At 54.8% G+C, this 17,889-nt stretch carries 27 protein-coding genes; 14 read left to right on the plus strand and 13 right to left on the minus strand.

Annotated elements, in window-relative coordinates; genetic code table 11:
* Positions 1-45: 45 nt before the first annotated feature.
* Positions 46-342, minus strand: a complete 297-nt coding sequence (locus AC6EI9_RS00620; RefSeq protein ID WP_498468558.1) for a hypothetical protein — start codon at positions 340-342, stop codon at positions 46-48.
* Positions 343-551: 209 nt separating this feature from the next.
* Here AC6EI9_RS00620 and AC6EI9_RS00625 point away from each other — a divergent pair, with 209 nt between their 5' ends.
* Positions 552-740, plus strand: coding sequence for a hypothetical protein (locus AC6EI9_RS00625; protein WP_498468559.1), 189 nt, complete (start codon positions 552-554; stop codon positions 738-740).
* A 182-nt stretch (positions 741-922) separates the two neighbouring features.
* Here the strand turns inward: AC6EI9_RS00625 and AC6EI9_RS00630 are convergent, their stop codons facing one another.
* From AC6EI9_RS00630 to AC6EI9_RS00640, 3 genes are all read right to left on the minus strand, one after another.
* Positions 923-1,174: a hypothetical protein gene (locus AC6EI9_RS00630; RefSeq protein WP_498468560.1), complete on the minus strand. Its 252-nt coding sequence runs from the start codon at positions 1,172-1,174 to the stop codon at positions 923-925.
* Between the two features lie 133 nt (positions 1,175-1,307).
* Positions 1,308-1,721: a DUF1499 domain-containing protein gene (locus tag AC6EI9_RS00635; protein WP_498468561.1), complete on the minus strand. Its 414-nt coding sequence runs from the start codon at positions 1,719-1,721 to the stop codon at positions 1,308-1,310.
* Between the two features lie 493 nt (positions 1,722-2,214).
* Positions 2,215-3,216 (minus strand): bestrophin family protein, encoded by a 1,002-nt coding sequence (locus AC6EI9_RS00640; RefSeq protein WP_498468562.1) that lies wholly within the window; start codon positions 3,214-3,216, stop codon positions 2,215-2,217.
* 63 nt (positions 3,217-3,279) lie between these two features.
* Between AC6EI9_RS00640 and AC6EI9_RS00645 the strand changes: the two genes are divergently transcribed.
* Complete coding sequence (locus AC6EI9_RS00645; RefSeq protein WP_498468563.1) at positions 3,280-3,549, plus strand: cupin domain-containing protein; 270 nt, start codon at positions 3,280-3,282, stop codon at positions 3,547-3,549.
* Between the two features lie 33 nt (positions 3,550-3,582).
* Here AC6EI9_RS00645 and AC6EI9_RS00650 read toward each other — a convergent pair whose 3' ends face one another.
* Positions 3,583-3,831, minus strand: a complete 249-nt coding sequence (locus AC6EI9_RS00650; protein ID WP_498468564.1) for a DUF1651 domain-containing protein — start codon at positions 3,829-3,831, stop codon at positions 3,583-3,585.
* A gap of 249 nt (positions 3,832-4,080) precedes the next feature.
* On the opposite strand from AC6EI9_RS00650, the gene AC6EI9_RS00655 reads away from it, so the two are divergent.
* Positions 4,081-4,266 carry a hypothetical protein gene (locus AC6EI9_RS00655; RefSeq protein WP_498468565.1) on the plus strand — a complete coding sequence of 62 codons (186 nt, stop codon included), beginning with the start codon at positions 4,081-4,083 and terminating at the stop codon, positions 4,264-4,266.
* A gap of 44 nt (positions 4,267-4,310) precedes the next feature.
* Here AC6EI9_RS00655 and AC6EI9_RS00660 read toward each other — a convergent pair whose 3' ends face one another.
* Positions 4,311-4,478, minus strand: coding sequence for a hypothetical protein (locus AC6EI9_RS00660; protein ID WP_498468566.1), 168 nt, complete (start codon positions 4,476-4,478; stop codon positions 4,311-4,313).
* Between the two features lie 51 nt (positions 4,479-4,529).
* Between AC6EI9_RS00660 and AC6EI9_RS00665 the strand changes: the two genes are divergently transcribed.
* Both AC6EI9_RS00665 and AC6EI9_RS00670 read left to right on the plus strand, forming a co-directional pair.
* Positions 4,530-4,664, plus strand: coding sequence for a hypothetical protein (locus tag AC6EI9_RS00665; protein WP_498468567.1), 135 nt, complete (start codon positions 4,530-4,532; stop codon positions 4,662-4,664).
* Positions 4,665-4,795: 131 nt separating this feature from the next.
* Positions 4,796-5,014, plus strand: coding sequence for a hypothetical protein (locus AC6EI9_RS00670; protein WP_498468568.1), 219 nt, complete (start codon positions 4,796-4,798; stop codon positions 5,012-5,014).
* Between the two features lie 183 nt (positions 5,015-5,197).
* Here AC6EI9_RS00670 and AC6EI9_RS00675 read toward each other — a convergent pair whose 3' ends face one another.
* Positions 5,198-5,479 carry a hypothetical protein gene (locus AC6EI9_RS00675; protein ID WP_498468569.1) on the minus strand — a complete coding sequence of 94 codons (282 nt, stop codon included), beginning with the start codon at positions 5,477-5,479 and terminating at the stop codon, positions 5,198-5,200.
* 160 nt (positions 5,480-5,639) lie between these two features.
* Between AC6EI9_RS00675 and AC6EI9_RS00680 the strand changes: the two genes are divergently transcribed.
* Together AC6EI9_RS00680 and AC6EI9_RS00685 are read left to right on the plus strand one after the other, a co-directional pair.
* Positions 5,640-6,374 (plus strand): peroxiredoxin-like family protein, encoded by a 735-nt coding sequence (locus AC6EI9_RS00680; RefSeq protein ID WP_498468571.1) that lies wholly within the window; start codon positions 5,640-5,642, stop codon positions 6,372-6,374.
* Between the two features lie 13 nt (positions 6,375-6,387).
* Positions 6,388-6,948 (plus strand): pyridoxamine 5'-phosphate oxidase family protein, encoded by a 561-nt coding sequence (locus tag AC6EI9_RS00685; protein ID WP_498468572.1) that lies wholly within the window; start codon positions 6,388-6,390, stop codon positions 6,946-6,948.
* Here the strand turns inward: AC6EI9_RS00685 and AC6EI9_RS00690 are convergent.
* Both AC6EI9_RS00690 and AC6EI9_RS00695 read right to left on the minus strand, forming a co-directional pair.
* The gene (locus AC6EI9_RS00690) at positions 6,938-7,408 is read right to left on the minus strand and encodes a hypothetical protein (RefSeq protein ID WP_498468573.1); all 471 of its coding nucleotides are present in this window, start codon (positions 7,406-7,408) and stop codon (positions 6,938-6,940) included. The genes AC6EI9_RS00685 and AC6EI9_RS00690 overlap by 11 nt on opposite strands.
* Positions 7,409-7,568: 160 nt before the next feature.
* Positions 7,569-9,938, minus strand: coding sequence for a S8 family serine peptidase (locus AC6EI9_RS00695; protein ID WP_498468574.1), 2,370 nt, complete (start codon positions 9,936-9,938; stop codon positions 7,569-7,571).
* Between the two features lie 193 nt (positions 9,939-10,131).
* On the opposite strand from AC6EI9_RS00695, the gene AC6EI9_RS00700 reads away from it, so the two are divergent.
* Both AC6EI9_RS00700 and AC6EI9_RS00705 read left to right on the plus strand, forming a co-directional pair.
* Entirely contained in the window at positions 10,132-11,376 is a 1,245-nt protein-coding gene (locus AC6EI9_RS00700; protein ID WP_498468575.1) for a glutathione S-transferase family protein, read from the plus strand.
* A 215-nt stretch (positions 11,377-11,591) separates the two neighbouring features.
* Positions 11,592-11,768, plus strand: coding sequence for a hypothetical protein (locus AC6EI9_RS00705; protein ID WP_498468576.1), 177 nt, complete (start codon positions 11,592-11,594; stop codon positions 11,766-11,768).
* A 184-nt stretch (positions 11,769-11,952) separates the two neighbouring features.
* Here AC6EI9_RS00705 and AC6EI9_RS00710 read toward each other — a convergent pair whose 3' ends face one another.
* Both AC6EI9_RS00710 and AC6EI9_RS00715 read right to left on the minus strand, forming a co-directional pair.
* On the minus strand, positions 11,953-12,672 hold the full coding sequence (locus tag AC6EI9_RS00710) for a hypothetical protein (RefSeq protein ID WP_498468578.1): 720 nt from the start codon (positions 12,670-12,672) through the stop codon (positions 11,953-11,955).
* Positions 12,673-12,905: 233 nt separating this feature from the next.
* Positions 12,906-13,259, minus strand: coding sequence for a thermonuclease family protein (locus AC6EI9_RS00715; protein WP_498470112.1), 354 nt, complete (start codon positions 13,257-13,259; stop codon positions 12,906-12,908).
* Between the two features lie 920 nt (positions 13,260-14,179).
* On the opposite strand from AC6EI9_RS00715, the gene AC6EI9_RS00720 reads away from it, so the two are divergent.
* Positions 14,180-14,317 (plus strand): hypothetical protein, encoded by a 138-nt coding sequence (locus tag AC6EI9_RS00720; RefSeq protein ID WP_498468579.1) that lies wholly within the window; start codon positions 14,180-14,182, stop codon positions 14,315-14,317.
* Positions 14,318-14,790: 473 nt separating this feature from the next.
* Positions 14,791-15,090: a DUF2811 domain-containing protein gene (locus AC6EI9_RS00725; protein WP_498468580.1), complete on the plus strand. Its 300-nt coding sequence runs from the start codon at positions 14,791-14,793 to the stop codon at positions 15,088-15,090.
* Between the two features lie 133 nt (positions 15,091-15,223).
* Here AC6EI9_RS00725 and AC6EI9_RS00730 read toward each other — a convergent pair whose 3' ends face one another.
* A complete protein-coding gene (locus AC6EI9_RS00730; RefSeq protein WP_498468581.1) occupies positions 15,224-15,355 on the minus strand; it encodes a hypothetical protein in 132 nt (43 codons plus the stop codon).
* A 168-nt stretch (positions 15,356-15,523) separates the two neighbouring features.
* Here AC6EI9_RS00730 and AC6EI9_RS00735 point away from each other — a divergent pair, with 168 nt between their 5' ends.
* Complete coding sequence (locus tag AC6EI9_RS00735) at positions 15,524-16,378, plus strand: NAD(P)-dependent oxidoreductase (RefSeq protein ID WP_498468582.1); 855 nt, start codon at positions 15,524-15,526, stop codon at positions 16,376-16,378.
* A gap of 19 nt (positions 16,379-16,397) precedes the next feature.
* On the opposite strand, the gene AC6EI9_RS00740 is transcribed toward AC6EI9_RS00735, so the two are convergent.
* On the minus strand, positions 16,398-16,613 hold the full coding sequence (locus tag AC6EI9_RS00740; RefSeq protein WP_498468583.1) for a high light inducible protein: 216 nt from the start codon (positions 16,611-16,613) through the stop codon (positions 16,398-16,400).
* Between the two features lie 129 nt (positions 16,614-16,742).
* On the opposite strand from AC6EI9_RS00740, the gene AC6EI9_RS00745 reads away from it, so the two are divergent.
* The gene (locus tag AC6EI9_RS00745) at positions 16,743-17,117 is read left to right on the plus strand and encodes a nuclear transport factor 2 family protein (RefSeq protein ID WP_498470113.1); all 375 of its coding nucleotides are present in this window, start codon (positions 16,743-16,745) and stop codon (positions 17,115-17,117) included.
* A gap of 242 nt (positions 17,118-17,359) precedes the next feature.
* The gene (locus AC6EI9_RS00750; protein ID WP_498468584.1) at positions 17,360-17,881 is read left to right on the plus strand and encodes a DoxX family protein; all 522 of its coding nucleotides are present in this window, start codon (positions 17,360-17,362) and stop codon (positions 17,879-17,881) included.
* Positions 17,882-17,889 lie beyond the last annotated feature (8 nt).

Raw genomic sequence — 17,889 nt, forward strand, 5'->3', positions numbered from 1 at the left:
GGTTGTTGGCCTGTACAGAAGATTTAGCCATGGCCTGCAGCAGCGTCACCCGTACTCCGGGCACCATCCGGCTTGGTCCTGCCAGGTGGGGCTCCAGTGTCGGCAGCGCTTGGTCAGGTGATCGCCCTGCTGGAGCTGTTGCTGGCGGAGATTGCAGGCCACCATCGTTCGGCAGGAAGCATCCACCCCGTAGGTGAAGTGCTGGCAGGTGAGGCAAATCCGAGCCCCTTTCCAGTTCTGAAGCTCCCTTGGGTCGACGTACTCCCACTCGTCCATAGCCCGCTGAATGCAGTACTGATGTACTACTGCATTCAGCGTTTCGGGGTCAAGCGCTTTCAGCAAAGCTTCCGATCAGCTCCGGGCAGCATCTCCTGTTCGGGGGATGTGAGCCTCGTTCTGATGCTTCATGGTGAGTGCGTTCAGGGTGCTGGATCAGTCCTCGCAGGGGAGACCGGAGGCTTTTTCAGGACAGCCGTGATCAGCTTCGATGGCTGCAAGCTGTCACCGGACGAACATCCATTCGTCAGAATCAACTGCCCTGATGCCAGGCGATGCGACAGTTGATCACGGCTCTGCTTTCCCTGACAGCCCTGGTCGTTGTATTGGCCAGTGGAGCAAAGGCTGATTTCACGATTCACGTGGGTTCAAGGACCCCACCGGCTGAGGCTCATTGTCATCGGATTGGAACCCGCAGTACCGATGAAGGCAGGGTGCTGAGCGTGTATGCCTGCCGCGCATGAAACACAGGCAGAGCCGGCACTCTGCTGCTGAGTTTTCTCGTTGTGGAACCCGTGGCTGAGAGGCACGCAAACCTTCTTGTCATCGCCCAAATTCGGTCGTGTGCGTGGACACCAAATCAGCAGCTCCGTGCATGACGCAGTGGAGTTGATCAGCCGAGTGATCCGTTCTGAGTTGTGGATGTTTATTGGCCAAAACCCTTACTTGATGATTGCTTCTGAGATTTCTTTGCTCTTGGTTCAGTTGTCTTCTCTAAAGCCGAATCTTTGAAAAAGATTCCATCCAGCCAGACGGTGACGATGTAAACAACGATCAGAACCGGAATCAGAACAAGCCACTGATTCTCAAACTCGTAGGGGAGTTGCTGAACCCCAAAGATCGCGAGGTATCCGGTGATCAGAGTGAAGATAAATCTGCGAATGCTGGCTGGATTCAAGGCAAAGCGGTGTCTCTGTTGAGCAGCTCTTTTCGGAGCTGCTCAGGTGTTGGGTTCAGTCAACACCTGTGCGACTCGTCAGGCATCCAGCTGTAACAACAGTGTTGGTTGAAAAGGTTTGTCTGGCCTCGATTCAGGTTTCCGCAGTTTCGATCGTCGTGCCGAGGCTCTCTAGGCGTTGTGCATTCACACCGAGGTCGGACTCTCCAAGGCGCGAGATGGAACGCGCCTCGAGAGTCACGGCATCAGTTGCAGAGAGTTCGACGTCATCGACGAAACCGAAGATCCTGCTGCTGTAGGTGGCATGCAGATAGTCAGCGCTCTGCTCGACAATCTCTGCGCGAGGAGTGGCTGCGATTTGTTCAGACAGCTGTTCCAGGGCAGCAGAGGAATTTGCAACGACCCATTGGCTGCTTGCGCAGTGCTCAGGACCTGGGCAGGGACTCAGGTGACCGCCATCGGTCGCCAGGTCGGTTGGCATGGGTCCAACGATATGGAACAGAGCCAGAACAAACGGGATGGTGATCTGAACCAGAAAGGAAGGCATGCTGATCAACAGTCCAGGCATCAAGTCATCCTATGAGGATTGATCAACGATCATTCCTTGCCCTCAGTCATCTGAACTGATGACCACAGCAGCAGTTTCCTTCAATCGTCTCCTGGGCTCCAGCGCAATGCCTTGAGGATCAGAACAAGTGAGGGATTGGGCCACGGTTTCCCTCTGTGGCTATTGCTGGGAAAGCGATCTCGTTGGTTATGAGAATCCTCAGTGCAATTCTTCTCGGCTTCTTGCTGTTGGGGTTTGGGCCTGCAGCTTTTGCCAATGATTTATCGATCTCCGGCAGCGGGCGAAACCGAGAGGTCACGCTGAACAAGCTGCTTTCAAAGGTTCCTGAAGGTGCAGCGATGACTGATGCATCGTGCAAAAGAATTGGCATCGCTGGCCTGAATTATCAGTATCGCTGTTCTGTGGCCTGGGAATTCAGGAATCAATACCTCGGAGACAGCTAACTGTGTTGTTCATGATGGCCCTGTTCTGATCAGGTCCAGCGCACGGGATCATCCGATTTCAGGTGTTGCACGTGCTCGGTCGCGTGATCGAGCAGGTCGTGACTGATTGTGAGGCAGATGCTGTTCAGCGGTAGGGAAAAGCTGCTGCAATCTGCATCAAACGGACCTTCCACATAGGCACCGATTCGTTCGGCCATCAGGAACAGCACCACGATCACCACGCCTCCAAAACGACTGTGTGAATCGGGACCCAGGTCGTGGAAGTACAGCAGCAGCAACAGCACGAACAACCAGTTCAGAAGTCTGACGAAAACTTCGTAAGAGGCCGGAAGAGGTGTGTTTCGGATTCGTTCCAAGCCGCCAATGGCATCGGTGCAGGCGTTGCCCACCTGCATCAGCTGCAGACGTCCAAATCCATCGGTTAGGCCTTGGCGATGGAGATCTCCAATCCACACGCCGCGTAGCTGTCCCAGCTGGCGAAGGTTGGTGGTGCTGGGCAGCTTCAGATCCTGGAGCAATTGATCCTGCAGCTCCCGTAGGTCTCGCTGCCAGAAGTTGCGCAGCTGAAAGTTCAGTTGCCAGACAATGGCAACCTGCAGACGCAGCAACTTGCGTTCCTGACGTCCGGGCGGCCTGCTGCTGTCGAGATGGGCCCGCAGTGTGTCTGCCCAGTTTCGGCTCACGTTCACAACGGTTCCCCAGAGTTTGCGCGCTTCCCACCAGCGCCCGATCGCCTGGGTGTTGCGGAAGCCGAGAAAAATCGATGCCGCGATGCCCATGATCCGCACCACGCTTTCGTTGGCGGTCCAGCTGCGGGGGATCCAGTCGTTCTGCACGAGAACGGTGATCAACAGCAGCAGCAGCAAGTCGAAGCGCATGCGCCAGAGCAGCTGCAGCAAAACAAGCAGGTAGTCCTGTCTGCGTGTGCTTGGTGGATAGCCATAGTCGCCGGATTCGATCATGGGCTGCTCTTGCAGAGACTTGATCACAACCGTGATCATCGCCGGCCAATCAAAGGGGGTAAGGGCCAAGGCTCGATGCGTGGGGCCGGCGCCGCGTAATCATGGTTTTCTGATGCCGCGACCAACCCCGCGATGATCTGTGTGACCTCCAAATGCCCGGAGAGTGTGATCCTGGCCCTGGGTGTTCGCGACTGGCCGGTCTGGGCCTGTGAAATCAGCTCTTTCCCCTGGCATTACGACCAGCGGGAAACCTGTCTGCTGCTTGAGGGCGATGTCACGGTGACGCCGGAAGACGGTGAACCGGTTCGATTCGGTGCTGGCGATCTCGTTGAATTTCCGGCAGGTCTTTCGTGCACCTGGCAGGTTCATCAACCCGTTCGCAAGCATTACCAGTTCGGCTGACGACAGATGCTGCGTCTGGCGAGTGTTGACCGCTCAGAATTCAGCATCAGTGGCCCACTGGGGCCTGCATGGAATCCAGCCGACACGCAGGAGTTCCCCCCAGAGGCGTTCAGCTGTGTCCTGGCTGAGGTGCACGCGTGTGGTCAACAGTGGTGCCTGGTCTGGAAAAGGTCGCCCTGAATCCACGAACACCCTCGGGTCGCGGTTCCAGCTTTTTTCGTCGGCATGGAACCGTTTCGTGTCCTGGGTGCTGGGATCCTGGATCCAACCATGGTTTGGCATCGTTTCCGCGGGGTGATCAGGGACGCACGCATCCACTCCTCAGCCTTGAACGGTGCATAGGGGGAGCTCGGAGCCATGGATCCTCTGCTGATACATCTGTTCTAGTGCTGTAGTACAGATGTGTCAACGCAGGCCTTGGTTGCCCCTCGCCCGCTGCCGCTGTTGGTGTTGTCGCGTTTCGGCCTGTGCGTACATTGATGGTTCTGGGAGTGGACTGCGGTCCATCAGGCTCGAGCTGCTGCGACACCGATGATTTATCTGGCTTTCCGCTACGGCAATCTTGAAATGAGCAATCTCAGTGTTGTGGTGATCGCGGCTGCAGGGGTGTTGTCATTGGTGTTTTTTGTTGTGGCTTCCCTGAACACGGACACCCAGGGACTGATTGATTCGGCTGTACAGAAATTTGACGACGACGATTCAGGCCGGCCTGGGTGATCCCTGCGGCTCTGCAGCCAGCCTTTGCTTCCGATTTCAGCTGCTCATACAGGGATTTCAGCCTCAATCTCCCAGCCTTGATCCGTGAGTTCTTGGATCTCCAGCGGGGCTTCCTGGGATGGAACCTCAACAAGGAGGAAGTCCTTTCCCTGACGGCAGTAAATCCTCGTTTGACCGATCACGGCGGGGGCTCCCGGGTGACACATCGCCATCAAACCCAGTTTTGCGTCCAGAGACAAGAGACCTGAGCCAGGCTTTCCTGTTTGCTCACATTGCTGCATTGGAAGAAGCCCTTCCGCTTTGATGATCCGCTTGGGCGTGGATCGGCGGTCGGTGTGTTGGTGATGTGGCCTGATGGTGCTGTTCTGCGCGTTGATGCCTTTTTTGTGGAGAACTGATCATTGTTGTTGGGCCGATGCGGCGGCTTCCCTTGTTGTTTGATTTCAGTGTTCAGGCTCTGGAAGATCGCGTTCTCGCTTGACGCGATGGTCTTTTCGTTGCTACTGCGCAGTCAGTGATGGCTGCATCAATGTCTCAGGCGCGTGAACTGATCAATGCACACCTTTACCCAGTCCTTTTGGTCTTTTCCGTGATCTATGGAGCCATTCAGATCTCTCCATTGGCCAATCAAGCCCGGTATTTCAATCACTGTGTTGATGAGGTGATTCGTGAAAGCAAGGTGGAGAAAATGTCGTTCGCAGAAAAGCGCGCTCTGGGAGTGAGGCTCTGCAATGGGACTTCGCTTTGAGAGGTTTTCCTCGATGAGTGATGATGCCTCTCACCGCTTTTTTCTCGCTTTGGAACAGAAGGGAGAGGAGTTTTGCATCAGATTGTGACCGTTCATATCACCTGTCAATGAATGATTGAGTGACTCTTCCTTTTGCTGGCCCAGCAGGAATATTTCTTGAGTGGGTTCTCACTCAACATCACGCTAGGAGTCGAATTCCCGTTTGAAATAGTTGGTGGCAATCTCCTCTGGCTTGAATCCTTCCAGCACCAATTCAGCCATTTCGATCAGCCATGTTCTTCGCATCATTTTCTGATGTGGCTGTCCATCAATCGTGCAGGGGAAGGTCACGTCATAGCCGCGATGCCCAGCTGGAGTCTTCGCCTCGCGACGGGTGATCCCGTAGCCGGCTTCCTGAAGAATGTTGCGCGACAGCTCGTAAGGCGTGACCTGCCTTTGAGCTGCCAACCTCTGGACCCGTCCCATGGTCAGATTTGTCTGTGCTGACCCCACGCTGCACTGACCACGGCGCGTCGGCAAGCTTCATTCGTCAGAGCCTTGGCGTCATCGATCACCGTTTGTGGCCGAAACAGTCCATGCTGTCGTTCAGGTCAGACCCCAAGTCGGCACTGTCGTTAACCCAGTCATGAACGCACCACAAGCACTGCTGGAACGGATTGGCGAGAGCCGAGGCCATGATCAGGGTTTGAAACGTCTGGTTCTGCTGCTGACCCAGCTTGGTGACTTTGATTCGATGGAATATGCCCAGGCGCTGGTGCCTGTGCTGCCCAGGCTCGAACAAGCAGGGATCCGCCCGCTGGCCATTGCGATTGGCGATCAGGCCGGGGCAGAGCGCTTCTGCTCGTTTACGGGGTTGCCTCGGGAGTTGCTTGAGGTCGAGCCTGATTCCAAGTTGCACCAGGCTCTTGACTTGTCCCCCGGTCTGCAGGCACCGGGAGGTCCCTGGCCTTCGCTGTTGCTGATGTGTGCCGGCATCGGTTCTCCAGGAACCCTTGCCGAGGTGTTGCGTGGTTACACCGGTGACCGTTCAGCGGCCCAACGCTTTGATGCTGATGAAACGGTGTCCACCGGCGTGCTGCCTCCGATCCCTGCCGCTCTGTTCCGACGTGCCGGAGGTGATGGGTTTCAGCGCCCCTTTGAACTGGCCACCGTGCGGTTGCGCAACATGAACGAGGTGCTCCGCAACTGGAGCACTTATGTTCCTGATGATCGCTTCATCACCCAGCGTGGCGGCACATTTCTGCTGGATCGCGACGACTCCCTCCTCTACGTCTACCGCGATCGTGGCATTCTTGGATTTTCGGCAACCATGCAGCGGCCGCTCGCGTTTCTCGATCCCTGGCTGAATGATGTCGAGTGATCACGAAGCGACGATGAATCTTCCCCCTTGGCGATCTCTTCTACGCGGTGCTCGTCAACGGGAGGGGCGATCTTCCGGTGCCACCTGGCTGCAGTTGGCGACGACTGCAGAAGACGGCACACCACGTGTGAGAACCCTGGTGTTCAGGGGTTGGAGCTCTCGTGGGGACTTGGAGCTGCTGACCGATGCGCGCAGTGAAAAGTCCTCTCAGCTGCTCAGGCAGCCGATGGTCGAGCTGTGCTGGTTGTTTCGCAAGGCCAAAGAGCAGTTTCGACTTCGGGGCAGGGCGCTTCTCGTCACCGCTGAGCAGGAACCGGAGGCCTTGCTCGATCACTGGCAACTCCTGTCGCCGTCCGGTCGCATGGTCTGGGCCTGGCCGTCTCCTGGTGACCCCTTTGATGCGCAAGGGCCGTGGCCCCAGCAGGTGGCTGATGACGAGCCGATTTCTTCACATCTGCTGATCATGCGTGTTGCTCTGGAACGGGTCGAGCAGCTCGACCTCAAGCCCCATCCCCATCTTCGCCGCAGCTGGGAGCTCCGAGATGGATGGTGCGAGCAACGTCTCAACCCCTGAGCGTCCAAAACGCCAGTCCGCCGCCTCTGCCCCGTGCGGCCATCCACCCCTCTGGGCTGCGGCTGATCAGGGCAAAAAACGGCTCCCGACCTCCTTCCGGTGCCGGCAACTTCTTTTTCAACAGCGTGAAGCGGCCGAGCAGCACTTCTACCTGCTCAAAACGGAACTTCAGCAGTGGTTGGCGGCCATTCAGTTCTCCTGGGCCTGTGAACTGGAGGGTGAGGCCTGACAGGTTGACGGCGTTGCGCAATTGAAGCCCGTCGGTGGATCCGCTGCTGATGTCGAGGCAGGCACCGATGCTGCGCAGCAGCCAGCCATTGAAGGCGTTGGCTTCTGTTTGTCCCTTGGGCCACACGGTCTTGAGCTGCCAGCACCCCTCGATGGCGCCGGCGGTCAGTCCTGAACCGGTGCGTCGAGCCTGCTTTTCGAGATTCAGTAGATGGCTGTGTTCGATGTCCACGGTTCAATCGTGCGGCGGTGAGGTTGTTGTCATGCCCCGAGAATGTCATGAAGAACCCATGTGACTCAGAGTTCTGATGCATTCCAATCTGATGCATGCAAAGCAAGGATCATCCCATTGGGATGATCCTTGCTGCTGTGTGTGATCGCTTGTGGATCAATCAGGCCAGGAACTGGTCATTGGTGTAGAAGCTTGCCAATTCATAGTTCTCATCAAGAGCATGGGAACGGCGAACAGCGGCTTCTGCATTCACCAAGCCATGGCCAAAGGTATTGTCGCGACCAAAAGCTCCAAGATCCATTGCACTATGGGTCAAAAGATCGCGCACTTCGCTGCCAGAGAGGGAAGTGTTCTCAGACCAAACCAGAGCAGCAACACCAGCCACATTTGGGTTTGCACAAGACGTGCCGCCAAAGTCGGTAATGTCACCATCACCATTAATGGAAGGACTATCTGTTGGGGCAACCAGGGTTAAATTGGCTCCGGCATTGGAATAATCAGCAAGCTCATGATTGTCGTAGTTCGTGATTCCATCGACATCATTAATGGCTCCGCTGTGCTTTAAAGCGCCAATGCTTGCGACGTTGCCATTCGTCGTTTCGGCTTGAGCAATCCCTGAGACGCTTGTTTTGTTGCCAAAATTGCCAGCGGCCATTGCGAAGAATCCATAGTCTTCTGTCTCGTCAATAGCAGTTTGCATTTCTGCTTGGGTAGATCCGTTTGTCCACCAATTGCCCTGGATCCCGCCTTGAAAAACCAGACGTTGATCGCTTTCCCGGTCAGCTTTTGCTCCTTCAATTGCGTCATAAAGCTGTGTTCCAGAGTCGTAGACGTTGTAGGCCCACAGTTCACTGCCCGGGGCAATTCCAGCCAAGTTCTGGCTGTCGTGCTTGGCTGACATCACACTCATGGCCTGGTGTCCATGGTGTCTTAGGTTTCTGTTGTTTTTAGTGGTTTTATTATTGACGTGGCTGATTTCATCGTGAATGTCTGATGCATTGCCGGCAATATCGCCAATTCCATTGTCTAAAGAAACCAAGACAACATCACTGGAGCCTCGGTTGAAGCGCCAGGCGCCAGAGACATCCATGGCTTGAAGATTCCACTGTTCTTTCGTGGAATCACTCATATTGGCGCGAACCCGGATGTCGCCGTCTTCGCAGGAGATTGTTTCAATGCCCTGCAGATACAGCTCGTCTCCATTATTGAGATTGAGAACGTCAAAGACAGTGCCGCCATAGAAGGCTTGTTCGCCCAGTGCTGCTCCGCCTGCTGCTGATTCACCCAATTGGTTGACAGAACTGCCGTTGAATTCAAGGATGTCGTTTTTGTTGATGCCATCCAGAACAAGAGTATCCGTACCGCCACGGCCGCGATAAATTCTGCCCGAGTCGAAGGAATCTCCTAAGAATCTGCTGGTGTAGTTTTGATAGGTAAATGTATCTGCGGTGACGTCGCCTTGGTATCTACTCCCAAAATCGAGAGCATCAATCATGGTGATGGTTTCATTGAAGTCTTCAAGATTGAGGTTGAGACCGTTGGTGTAGGTTGCGTCAATATCGACGTCAATATTCCATGTGCTGCGTCGGTCAAATAAGTTGTCAGATGCTTCCAGTTGATCCTTGAGGTTCACGTAGAAGCTGTTGTTATCAAGGTTGAGAGTGGTGCTGCCAAGATCGATAACTTCGCCAGTGGATGACTTGGTGGCAGACACTGTTGCCGATACCCAACCGGGTAGGCTGAACTCCATTCCCAGGAAATTGTATTCAGGGGCGTGATTGTTCTTGAGGTTGCTGAGATAACGACTGTTGTAGCTGATTTCCAACGCACCATCTTCAAAGACTTCCTTTTTGGATGCGTCACCTGATGCATCGAAGATACGCTGAGGTCCGAATAATCCCCCGAGGTTCAGATTTTGATCAAAGTTGTTGTGCCAGTTGAACTGTTTTGCCTGAGGGTTCGCTCGACTAAAGGCACTTTGTGTAATCGTATTGGTCGAGTCATTTCTCCAGTCAAATTGATGGCCAATGATTCCTCCGCCCATGCCAGTGGCGATCTTGGCCTCTATTTCGGTTTCTGTTCCATTGGTATTGCTGCGCATGAAGACATGGCTTTTGAAAGTATCTTGATGCTCTTGGCTGTCTGCTTTTTCAAAGCCTTGACGTAAGGACTTAGACGCCTTGTCTGACTTGATAAAGTCATCATTATTGGTGCCTTTGATCTCGACTGTCCCTCTGTCAAGTGCAAGGCTTCTGAGTGATCTTGACCATGCTTTACCTTCTTTCGCTTGGCTGAGCCCATCTTTTGACCACTTTGTTGTATCGCCTTCCAGGCGTGCTTCATCGTTAGACCGTGCTTTGAGATCGGTTTGTTGTGCTTGAAACCTGTTGGTTTCCTGGTTGAAGTGTTGACCCCGAAAGCTGTCTAGGCGCTCCGCTTTGCTGAGTCGGTTTGTTGTGAAGCGAAGTCTTCGTTGGCCCTGAAACTTGGATTGAAATCTGTTCAGGAAAAACTGGTTGGTGTTGAACATGGAAGGGGTGTGAGGTGGAGCTTGGTCTCTGGCACCTTCACCATCAATCAGGCATCAAATTGATGTGTTGATCGACATCAAGTCAGGCTGTGATTTTGCTCACACAGCAATTTCAGCCTTCATATCAGCTGAATCTGATCACCCTTTGATTGTTGGCACGCCAGCATGAGATCGATTGTTCGTCCCGGCACCTATGGCTGATCCCGCAGTGTCTGAGCAGGCACTCAGCTGGTCTGCACTTGATGCTTTGGCGCCGCCCGCTGCCGAGCGCATCGAAGGACCTGCCAATGCCCAGGCCACCTTGCGCCTGTTTGGTCAGCCCGAGAACTCGATTCGGGTCACGTTGTACCGCGATCACCATGCCTGGTGCCCGTACTGCCAGAAAGTGTGGCTCTGGCTTGAGTTTCGCCGGATTCCGTATCGGATTCGCAAGGTGACCATGCGCTGCTACGGCCCCAAGGAACCCTGGTTCACTGCGCTCGTTCCATCGGGGATGCTTCCGGCTCTGGAGCTTGATGGGCGTCTGATCACTGAAAGTGATCGGATTTTGGAGGCTCTGGAGCGAAGCTTCGGGCCCGTTGGCGCTCCGATGGCTGACCGCAGAGTGCGTCGGCTTCGGGATCTTGAACGCCTGCTGTTCAGGGCCTGGTGTATCTGGTTGTGCACCCCCGGTCTGGGTGAGCGACAAGAACGTCAGGCCCGTGATCAGTTCCAGCGTGTCGCACAGCAAATGGAGCAGGCACTCGCCAGCGGCGGCGGCCGCTGGTTGGATCCCGATGCTCCTGATGGGTCGATCCCTGGCACTGCAGACCTGGTGTTCATTCCTTATGTGGAGCGGATGAATGCCTCACTCGCTTACTTCAAGGGCTTTGCGTTGCGCCAGGAGCATCCCGCAATCGATCGCTGGCTCACGGCACTTGAGCAACTGGAGACCTATCGAGGCACCCAGAGCGATGTGCACACCCATGCCCATGACCTGCCGCCGCAGATGGGAGGCTGCTGGGCTGATGGCAGCAAGGCTCAGCAACGCATGGCTCTGGCGGTTGACAGCGGAGCAGGACTCAATGAGCTTGAACGTCGCTGGAGCTCGTCCAGCGAGAAGGTGTCTTCAAAGGCGCGTGCTCTGGAGAGGGTGCTGAGGCATCGCAGCATTCTTCTGGCCAGAAACCCTCTTGGTGATCGCTTTGACCAACCGCTGAGGGCTGCACTCACAGCAATGGTTCTCGACAAGCCTGTGACACCTGAGACCGGTTCGGCCTCAGGATTGCGTTATCTGCGTGACCGGATCTCCGTGCCTCGGGACATGCCGCTGGAGAGCGCCAGATTGTTGAGGCAGTGTCTTGAGTCCACTGCTGCACTGGATGGTGATCACCATCCGGATGCACTGCCGTTCGAGCATCGTTTCGATCAGGACCCACGGCCTTTTCTGAACAAGTGACAGCAAGCGATCTGGGGAGAATTGGGCTCGCGTCAGTCCGCGCATGCTGCCGGGCTTTGTTGGGTTGGGCCCGTCAAAGCAATGCTGATGTCAGGTGGGACCAAGGCGGCAGCGTTGGGTTGGGTGTCTGAACAGCTTCCGATGACACTGGAGTTCTGAGAAAAATGAGACTTTGTTCTGGCAAGACTGCTCGCAAGAAACAGCGCAAGAGGCACATGGATGGAAGTGATTATCTACCGCCAGAAATGGTGAGCCTGTTTAAAACAAAAATAGACCTTGGTTCGATCACAATGTCTACATTCACCTACAGCCTTTTGGCTGGCTTTTCACTGTTTACGGTATCAGCAGCATTGTTTGCGTTGCCTTATATGGGTAACTGGCCGCAAAGCTGATCAGCATCGGGCGAATATCCCGCTTCACAAAAAACCCCGCACTTTGCGGGGCATGATTGGTGTGAGGTTGTTTGATCGGGAGACCGGTAGTTACCATTTAACGCCCTCTGCTTTTCCTTTTTGGGTCTCGTGGAGCTCTCGGCCTCGCATTCATGGCTTCAGGCTTCCCGTCAGCATGCTGTCTTCAGATCACACTGACTTGAGAAGCATCACTGATATTCAGGAGTAACAGCATTTGGTCCGTGCCTACGCCGTAGGACAAGCCTTGATCAGTGAGCGTGAAGCTGCCTCCAGAGAGGCTTTGAACAAAGTCTTCTCCTGCTGTGTAGTCCTGGACAACGGCAACACCAGCGCCAGCAACAGCTTGGAAGATATCTGCACCTTTGTCGCCCCAAACAGTGCCAGCACTGACTTTCAGAGTGTCATTCTCAGATCCTCCGCGGTATGTGACGCCATCAACGCTTCCAGTCACAACGTCCATTCCACGATTTCCATTCACCCAGCTGCCGGCTTCAGCAGCAAATACTTCAAGCCTGTCGTTGTCAGCACCGCCAAGGTATCGACCTTGTCCACCACGCAAGACGATGTAGTCTTCGCCGTTATTGCCATTGGCAAAGTTATTAGAACCTCCAGTAACTTCGAGAACATCATTGCCGGCAAGCAAGCCAATGTTGAAGCTTGTTGATAAATTCAGTAAATCAGCTCCATTGTTGTAATATCTACGACCGTTGATCAAAGAATTTTCAATCGATGCCACCACATTGTTGACCGGCGAGTTGCTTGAATCACTGGAATCAGGCTCTACAACGTTGTTATCAGATTCTTCAATTTCTTCTTCATAATCATCGTAATAATATAGTGTTTCTGAGTAACTCAAAATGCTTTCAGGGCTGAGTGACGACATTGTGCAGATTTGAAGTGAAAAGTTATGTTATTGGCCCTGATCTAGCTTCGTGGAAGCGTCAAATGCTACCTGCGCCTTGCTGAGCTTATTCATCTCCACCCTTTGCTGCGATTCAAAGCAAGTCGCTCATCAATGTTGTCAGCCTCGGGGTTCGGTGTTTCATCACTCCATGCGCCATTTCTGATCAACCGGAAGGGTGGACTTCTCTGCCCTGGTTACCCCTCTTCAGATATTCAGCGCGTCCAGGGGCACTGGCTTGCGTATGTCCAATCAATCTCCGCATGGCGGCTGGCGACCATGGCCTGCTGGATGTTCATCCCGTCGACAAACAGCTCCCCGACGGTCCGGCCGTAGCGGTCGGTGGTGATCCGGCGAAGCCTGATGGACTTTCCGACGACCATGGCCCGAAGCTGATCACGGGCAGCTCTGGCCCGCTCCGGCTGAGACTGCTTCCCTTTCAATTCAGGCGTGTCGATGCAGGCAAGCCTGATCTTTTCATCGTCAGTGGTTCGGCATGTGTCGCCGTCGTAGCAGCTGCGGATGATGACGGTGTCCAGGGCCGCAACAGGTTGCGCCAGGGCAAGCACCGACAACAGTGCAACTGATCTGATCTCAGCGCATCGAAGTGCCATCACTCCTGCCCTTCGTCTGAGGTTTGGGCACGCCGTCTTCACTATTGGATTTTTTGCCGATGAAGGCAATGAGCACGATGGCTGGTTGCCACATGTGTGTTCACTGACGAAAGTATGACTATCGAGATCGGAGGAACCAGCCTTGGTCGACACTCCACCTGAGCAGATCTCAGAAGCAGACTGACTTCTGGCCCCTGCTCCAACAGTCTCAACAATGACCTGGGTTGGTCGTTTGGTTAGGTACACATCAGATACGTCACGCCAATCGACGCTCCGCTTGCACCGCCCCAGGTGCCCCAGGAGACAACAACCCGACACCTAGAGCCAATGGCCCCAGGGCGCCTCCAGCCAGAAGCTTCGAACCCTTCCTTTGCCAACAAGTGATGGGTTGAATAGTGCATAAACGAGCGACTTAGGCCGTCTTTCCATCCGGAAGGGCGGCCTAACACTTTGTTCAAGCGTCGGCGAGCTCTACCGTCCATTCATCCTGGCGCGGGGTGAGACGCAGCTGGGGGATTGGCTCAGCAACTGGCGTCAAAGCCAGAACGTGTGAGAGATCTTGTGCCATCAAAAAGCCACCGCCTTGGCAGTGGCTCGAATCGTGGCACGGTTCATCTCCATCACCCGGCCCTCTTCGGGAGAGTAGGGATCAAACAAGCGAAATAGGTGTTCGGGCATACCTGGTCATCAATTTCAGCAGCGATGCACCATATGTGGCGTTGACGAGCTTGATGAGTCACCCCAAGATGTGGATCCCCATCACCCTGGCCCGGCTGCACTAGCAGTGGGGTCTTTTTTATTGCTGTGCCGGATCGGAGCTCGGAGACAAGCCGCTTCGTTGCCTGAGGCAGTTGCGCCGTGACATCCGTCATCACATGCGTGCTTACAGGCATGCACGTCGGGCCTATCACCGAGAGCTGAATCGTGATCCACGTGTGAGGCCTGCTTATGGCTATCTCACTGGATCCGTTGATGGGGCACCTGCAGGCGTAGGGATTCAGCTGCGCTTCTGAGTGATCAGAACGTCGATGCTGGTCACGATTGATCCGCATCGACCATGGAGAAAAAATAAGTAGCAAGCGCTACTCATCTCTCCAAGCAACCTTGCCCCGGTTTGTTTCTCAAATGTCTTTGCTCTTGGCGGGTCCTGTGAGACTTCGAGGGATAAGCCTTGCTGATGGCGGGCTGTCTTGTGGAAAAAATTGGCGATTTTCCACTAATCCCATGAGCTTTTCCACAGGAAATCTTCGAAACAGCGGGTTAAAAGAGAAAATCTGTGGTTTTTGCCCCAAGTGCCATTCGCCGCTTGACAGAAAAGGTCGCTCGCTTGAAAGGGAACTGTTGAACCGCATTGCCAAAACGGAAGCCATTGCCACGACAAGAGTCTCATTTGAGATCAGGGATTGCTGGCAATTCCGCGAGAGCTTTGACGTCCTTTTGGATCCATGGCTTTGTGGTGGCGGAAAGCCGGACGTCCGGAGACTGAATGGATCGCAACCAATTGGAAAGCTGCATCAATCCCGCTCTGGCTGTCGCCACTGACGAACAGACGCCGTTTGTGAGTCTGGAATCTGAAATACCTGAAGTCCTTTTTATTGCCATGAAGGGGTTCATCGGTGCCAACCCCAACTGGGATCAATATCAGGTGATGAGTTCAGCTTTGGCGCGATTCCTCTACCAGAACGGCTGTAGCGAAAGGGCAGTGACAGAGCGTTATCTCGATGACTTGTTCGTCAGTCCTATCGTGTCATCCTCGAAACAAGATGAAGGGTCTAAAGCAACTTAAAGGTTTTATTTTTTAATGAGCAATGTTGATTCATTCGATCCCTGCAGGATGTGAATGATGGAGGCCGTATTCGTCATCGAGAGCTAACACTCCAAGGCCGTCATTCCAGCCGTAAGACGACCTTCTTTCCGGGTTAAAGACTGGGGTAAGCGTTGGCTAATCCCCAAAGAGCCCAGGCTGCGACGTAGGCGAAGGTCAATGTTGCCCAGGCTGCAGTGATTGAACTGGGGCGCTTGGAGAGTGGGAGCTGGATTTTTCTCGCCATCACTTGAGACCAGACATCCTCCTATTGGTTGCTAGATCCGGCCTCAGTGACCACTGATGTCTTCGAGTTCTGACTGAGAGCCTGACCGGCGCAGGCTGATCGAGATGCACGCATCGATCGAGCTTGACCGTCGCCTGTTGCAAGGTGGAAGAGATTTCAGGCTGCTTGATGACCACCATTGCTTTGCTGGGAACTGGCCTGCTGGGCGCTGCGATCGGGCAACGGCTGCTTGAAGTGGGGCGCAGTGTGAACGTGTGGAATCGCAATCCCTCTCGCTGTACTGCACTCGTTGAGGCAGGTGCTCAGCAGCTGAATCGTCCCGGCGAGGGACTGGAGTCCTCATCGGTTGTGATCACAGTGCTGCGAGATGGTCCTGTCACCGCTGAGATCATCGGCAGCCTCGGACCCTTGGCTGGGAGATGCATCATGCCGATGGGCACCATGGGGATCAGTGAGAGCATCGCTCTCGCTGAGCAGGTGCGACTTCAGGGAGGCTCCTATCTGGAAGCTCCGGTGCTTGGCAGTCGTCCTGAAGCGTTGAAGGGCAGTTTGTTGGTGATGGCCGGTGGCGAGAAGGACGTGTTTGAAGCTCAGTTGCCCCTGCTGCGCGAGCTGGCATCAGAGCCACGTTTGATGGGTGCTGTGGGAACGGGTGCTGCCTCGAAGCTGGCTCTCAATCAGCTGATCGCCAGCCTCACCCATGGATATTCACTGGCGCTGCGTTTGGTTCAGGCCTCCGGTCTGGAGGTTGACCGCTTCATGGAGGTTCTGCGTCCATCTGCTCTTTACGCACCCACCGTCGACAAGAAGCTCGAGCGGATGATGTCTCACCACTACGGCGATCCAAACTTCAGCACGAGCCTGCTGCGAAAGGATCTAAGGCTCTTTTTGCGGGAGGCGCGATTGGCGGGAGTGAATGCTTCCGCTCTTGATGGGCTCGCGAGTTTGCTGGAACGTGCTGATGGCACGGAGCTGGATGTTGGCGACTATTCCGCCCTCCATGAACTGACGGACGGACGATGAGTTGGCGGTTGTTTGAAACTCAGCTGAGGTACCAGCGGATCAGGGCCATCACCTGCCCGGCGGGACCATGGCCGGTGAACCATTCTCCGACGATCGCGGCTGCAAATCCCACCATTGCGGTGCGTCCGTTAATTCGCTCAACGACCTCCAGAGCCGAAGTGTTCCAGGGACGATTGGTGGTGAGACTTTCTCCGAAGGCTTCGATGGGTTCGTATTGATATCGCTGATCGGGCATGGGACGAGGCGCTTGTGCGGCACAGAAGCTTATGCAATCACCGCAGAAATCTGAATAGTGTGATTTTCCCTGTTGGTCTCTGCTGTGAACGTTGATCGTCTGCGTGAACTGTTCACCAAGCCTTACGGCATGGCTGCTCCCACTGAGGAGCAGTGGCGAGAGCTCTATGACGAGAACGTGTGCTTCAAGGACCCGACTCAGGAGCGCCAAGGCATCAAGGCTTATGTGGAAGCCCAGGATGGCTTGATGCGGCGTTGCGATGACGTCTATCTCACTCCTGCTGCCATCGCCATAGAGGGCGACACCGCATTTGTGGAATGGGAGCTGGGACTCAAGATCAAGGGGGTTGAGTTTGTCTACCCGGGCACGAGTCGGCTGCGCTTCAACGCCGCAGGCAAGGTGGAGGACCACAGGGATTACTTCGACTTCGTGGGCCCAACCTTTGAGCCCGTTCCAGTGGTTGGTGGTTTTGTTCGCTGGCTTTACAAACGGTTTGTTGACTGAGCACGGCTCAGTTTCCAAAACAGGAGGCTGAGAGTTGCAGCTCCGAAGCCAAGAAACAAAGTGATGAGAGCTTCGCTGGTCATGTCAAGCACTCGTAACGTTCCTTCATTTTGCACGACGTGGCCCCGCGCTGCGACCTGGGCCTGAGTGAGCATATCTACTTATTTTTCGCCTGATTTGTTCTTTGGTCACACGAGTCGGGGGGCTGGTCCCTTACGTTTCGTAAACTATCTTTTATTTCTGTGATCAGGGCAATCCTTACTCGACCATTCCTCGCGGACGCTGGTCTCCTCATCCTCCGAGTCTTCACCGGAGTGCTCCTGATTCATCACGGTTACGAGAAGCTCGCCAATATCGATAATTTCGCGGACGCGTTTGTGCGCCCCCTCGGACTTCCATTCCCCATCACGCTGTCCTACATCGCGGCTTTCTCGGAAGTTGGCGGCAGCTGGTTGCTGATTACAGGCCTGCTCACCCGTTTCGGTGCTCTGGCCATCCTCGGAACAATGACTGTGGCGATCTACCACGCAGTCAGTACCGCCGGCTTCAACATTTACCTGCTGGAACTTCTTGGTCTTTACTTCGGGGCTGCGATTGCCATTCTGGCTGTGGGACCCGGTCGACTCTCTGTTGATGAACTGATTGCGCGCCGCTTCTCTCCCGACACGCGTTCAGAAGCTGATCGGCTCGAAGCAGCTTTCTCAGCAGACACCGAGTCCGCTAACGACGTGAAAGCAGACGTTGTTGCTGACGGCGTCAGCTGAATCGGTTT

Source organism: Synechococcus sp. MIT2312 (assembly GCF_059772315.1).

Excerpts from the sequence above, each read along its gene's own strand:
- AC6EI9_RS00625 (WP_498468559.1), top strand. The coding sequence starts at position 552 with ATGCGACAGTTGATCACGGCTCTGCTTTCCCTGACAGCCCTGGTCGTT.
- AC6EI9_RS00675 (WP_498468569.1), bottom strand. The coding sequence starts at position 5,479 with ATGGGACGGGTCCAGAGGTTGGCAGCTCAAAGGCAGGTCACGCCTTAC.
- AC6EI9_RS00740 (WP_498468583.1), bottom strand. The coding sequence starts at position 16,613 with ATGCCCGATCAGCGATATCAATACGAACCCATCGAAGCCTTCGGAGAA.
- AC6EI9_RS00710 (WP_498468578.1), bottom strand. The coding sequence starts at position 12,672 with ATGTCGTCACTCAGCCCTGAAAGCATTTTGAGTTACTCAGAAACACTA.
- AC6EI9_RS00730 (WP_498468581.1), bottom strand. The coding sequence starts at position 15,355 with ATGGCGAGAAAAATCCAGCTCCCACTCTCCAAGCGCCCCAGTTCAATC.
- AC6EI9_RS00645 (WP_498468563.1), top strand. The coding sequence starts at position 3,280 with ATGATCTGTGTGACCTCCAAATGCCCGGAGAGTGTGATCCTGGCCCTG.
- AC6EI9_RS00705 (WP_498468576.1), top strand. The coding sequence starts at position 11,592 with ATGGATGGAAGTGATTATCTACCGCCAGAAATGGTGAGCCTGTTTAAA.
- AC6EI9_RS00680 (WP_498468571.1), top strand. The coding sequence starts at position 5,640 with ATGAACGCACCACAAGCACTGCTGGAACGGATTGGCGAGAGCCGAGGC.
- AC6EI9_RS00745 (WP_498470113.1), top strand. The coding sequence starts at position 16,743 with ATGGCTGCTCCCACTGAGGAGCAGTGGCGAGAGCTCTATGACGAGAAC.
- AC6EI9_RS00685 (WP_498468572.1), top strand. The coding sequence starts at position 6,388 with ATGAATCTTCCCCCTTGGCGATCTCTTCTACGCGGTGCTCGTCAACGG.
- AC6EI9_RS00635 (WP_498468561.1), bottom strand. The coding sequence starts at position 1,721 with ATGCCTTCCTTTCTGGTTCAGATCACCATCCCGTTTGTTCTGGCTCTG.
- AC6EI9_RS00695 (WP_498468574.1), bottom strand. The coding sequence starts at position 9,938 with ATGTTCAACACCAACCAGTTTTTCCTGAACAGATTTCAATCCAAGTTT.
- AC6EI9_RS00670 (WP_498468568.1), top strand. The coding sequence starts at position 4,796 with ATGTCTCAGGCGCGTGAACTGATCAATGCACACCTTTACCCAGTCCTT.
- AC6EI9_RS00725 (WP_498468580.1), top strand. The coding sequence starts at position 14,791 with ATGGATCGCAACCAATTGGAAAGCTGCATCAATCCCGCTCTGGCTGTC.
- AC6EI9_RS00720 (WP_498468579.1), top strand. The coding sequence starts at position 14,180 with ATGCGTGCTTACAGGCATGCACGTCGGGCCTATCACCGAGAGCTGAAT.
- AC6EI9_RS00660 (WP_498468566.1), bottom strand. The coding sequence starts at position 4,478 with ATGGCGATGTGTCACCCGGGAGCCCCCGCCGTGATCGGTCAAACGAGG.
- AC6EI9_RS00650 (WP_498468564.1), bottom strand. The coding sequence starts at position 3,831 with ATGCCAAACCATGGTTGGATCCAGGATCCCAGCACCCAGGACACGAAA.
- AC6EI9_RS00700 (WP_498468575.1), top strand. The coding sequence starts at position 10,132 with ATGGCTGATCCCGCAGTGTCTGAGCAGGCACTCAGCTGGTCTGCACTT.
- AC6EI9_RS00735 (WP_498468582.1), top strand. The coding sequence starts at position 15,524 with ATGACCACCATTGCTTTGCTGGGAACTGGCCTGCTGGGCGCTGCGATC.
- AC6EI9_RS00655 (WP_498468565.1), top strand. The coding sequence starts at position 4,081 with ATGATTTATCTGGCTTTCCGCTACGGCAATCTTGAAATGAGCAATCTC.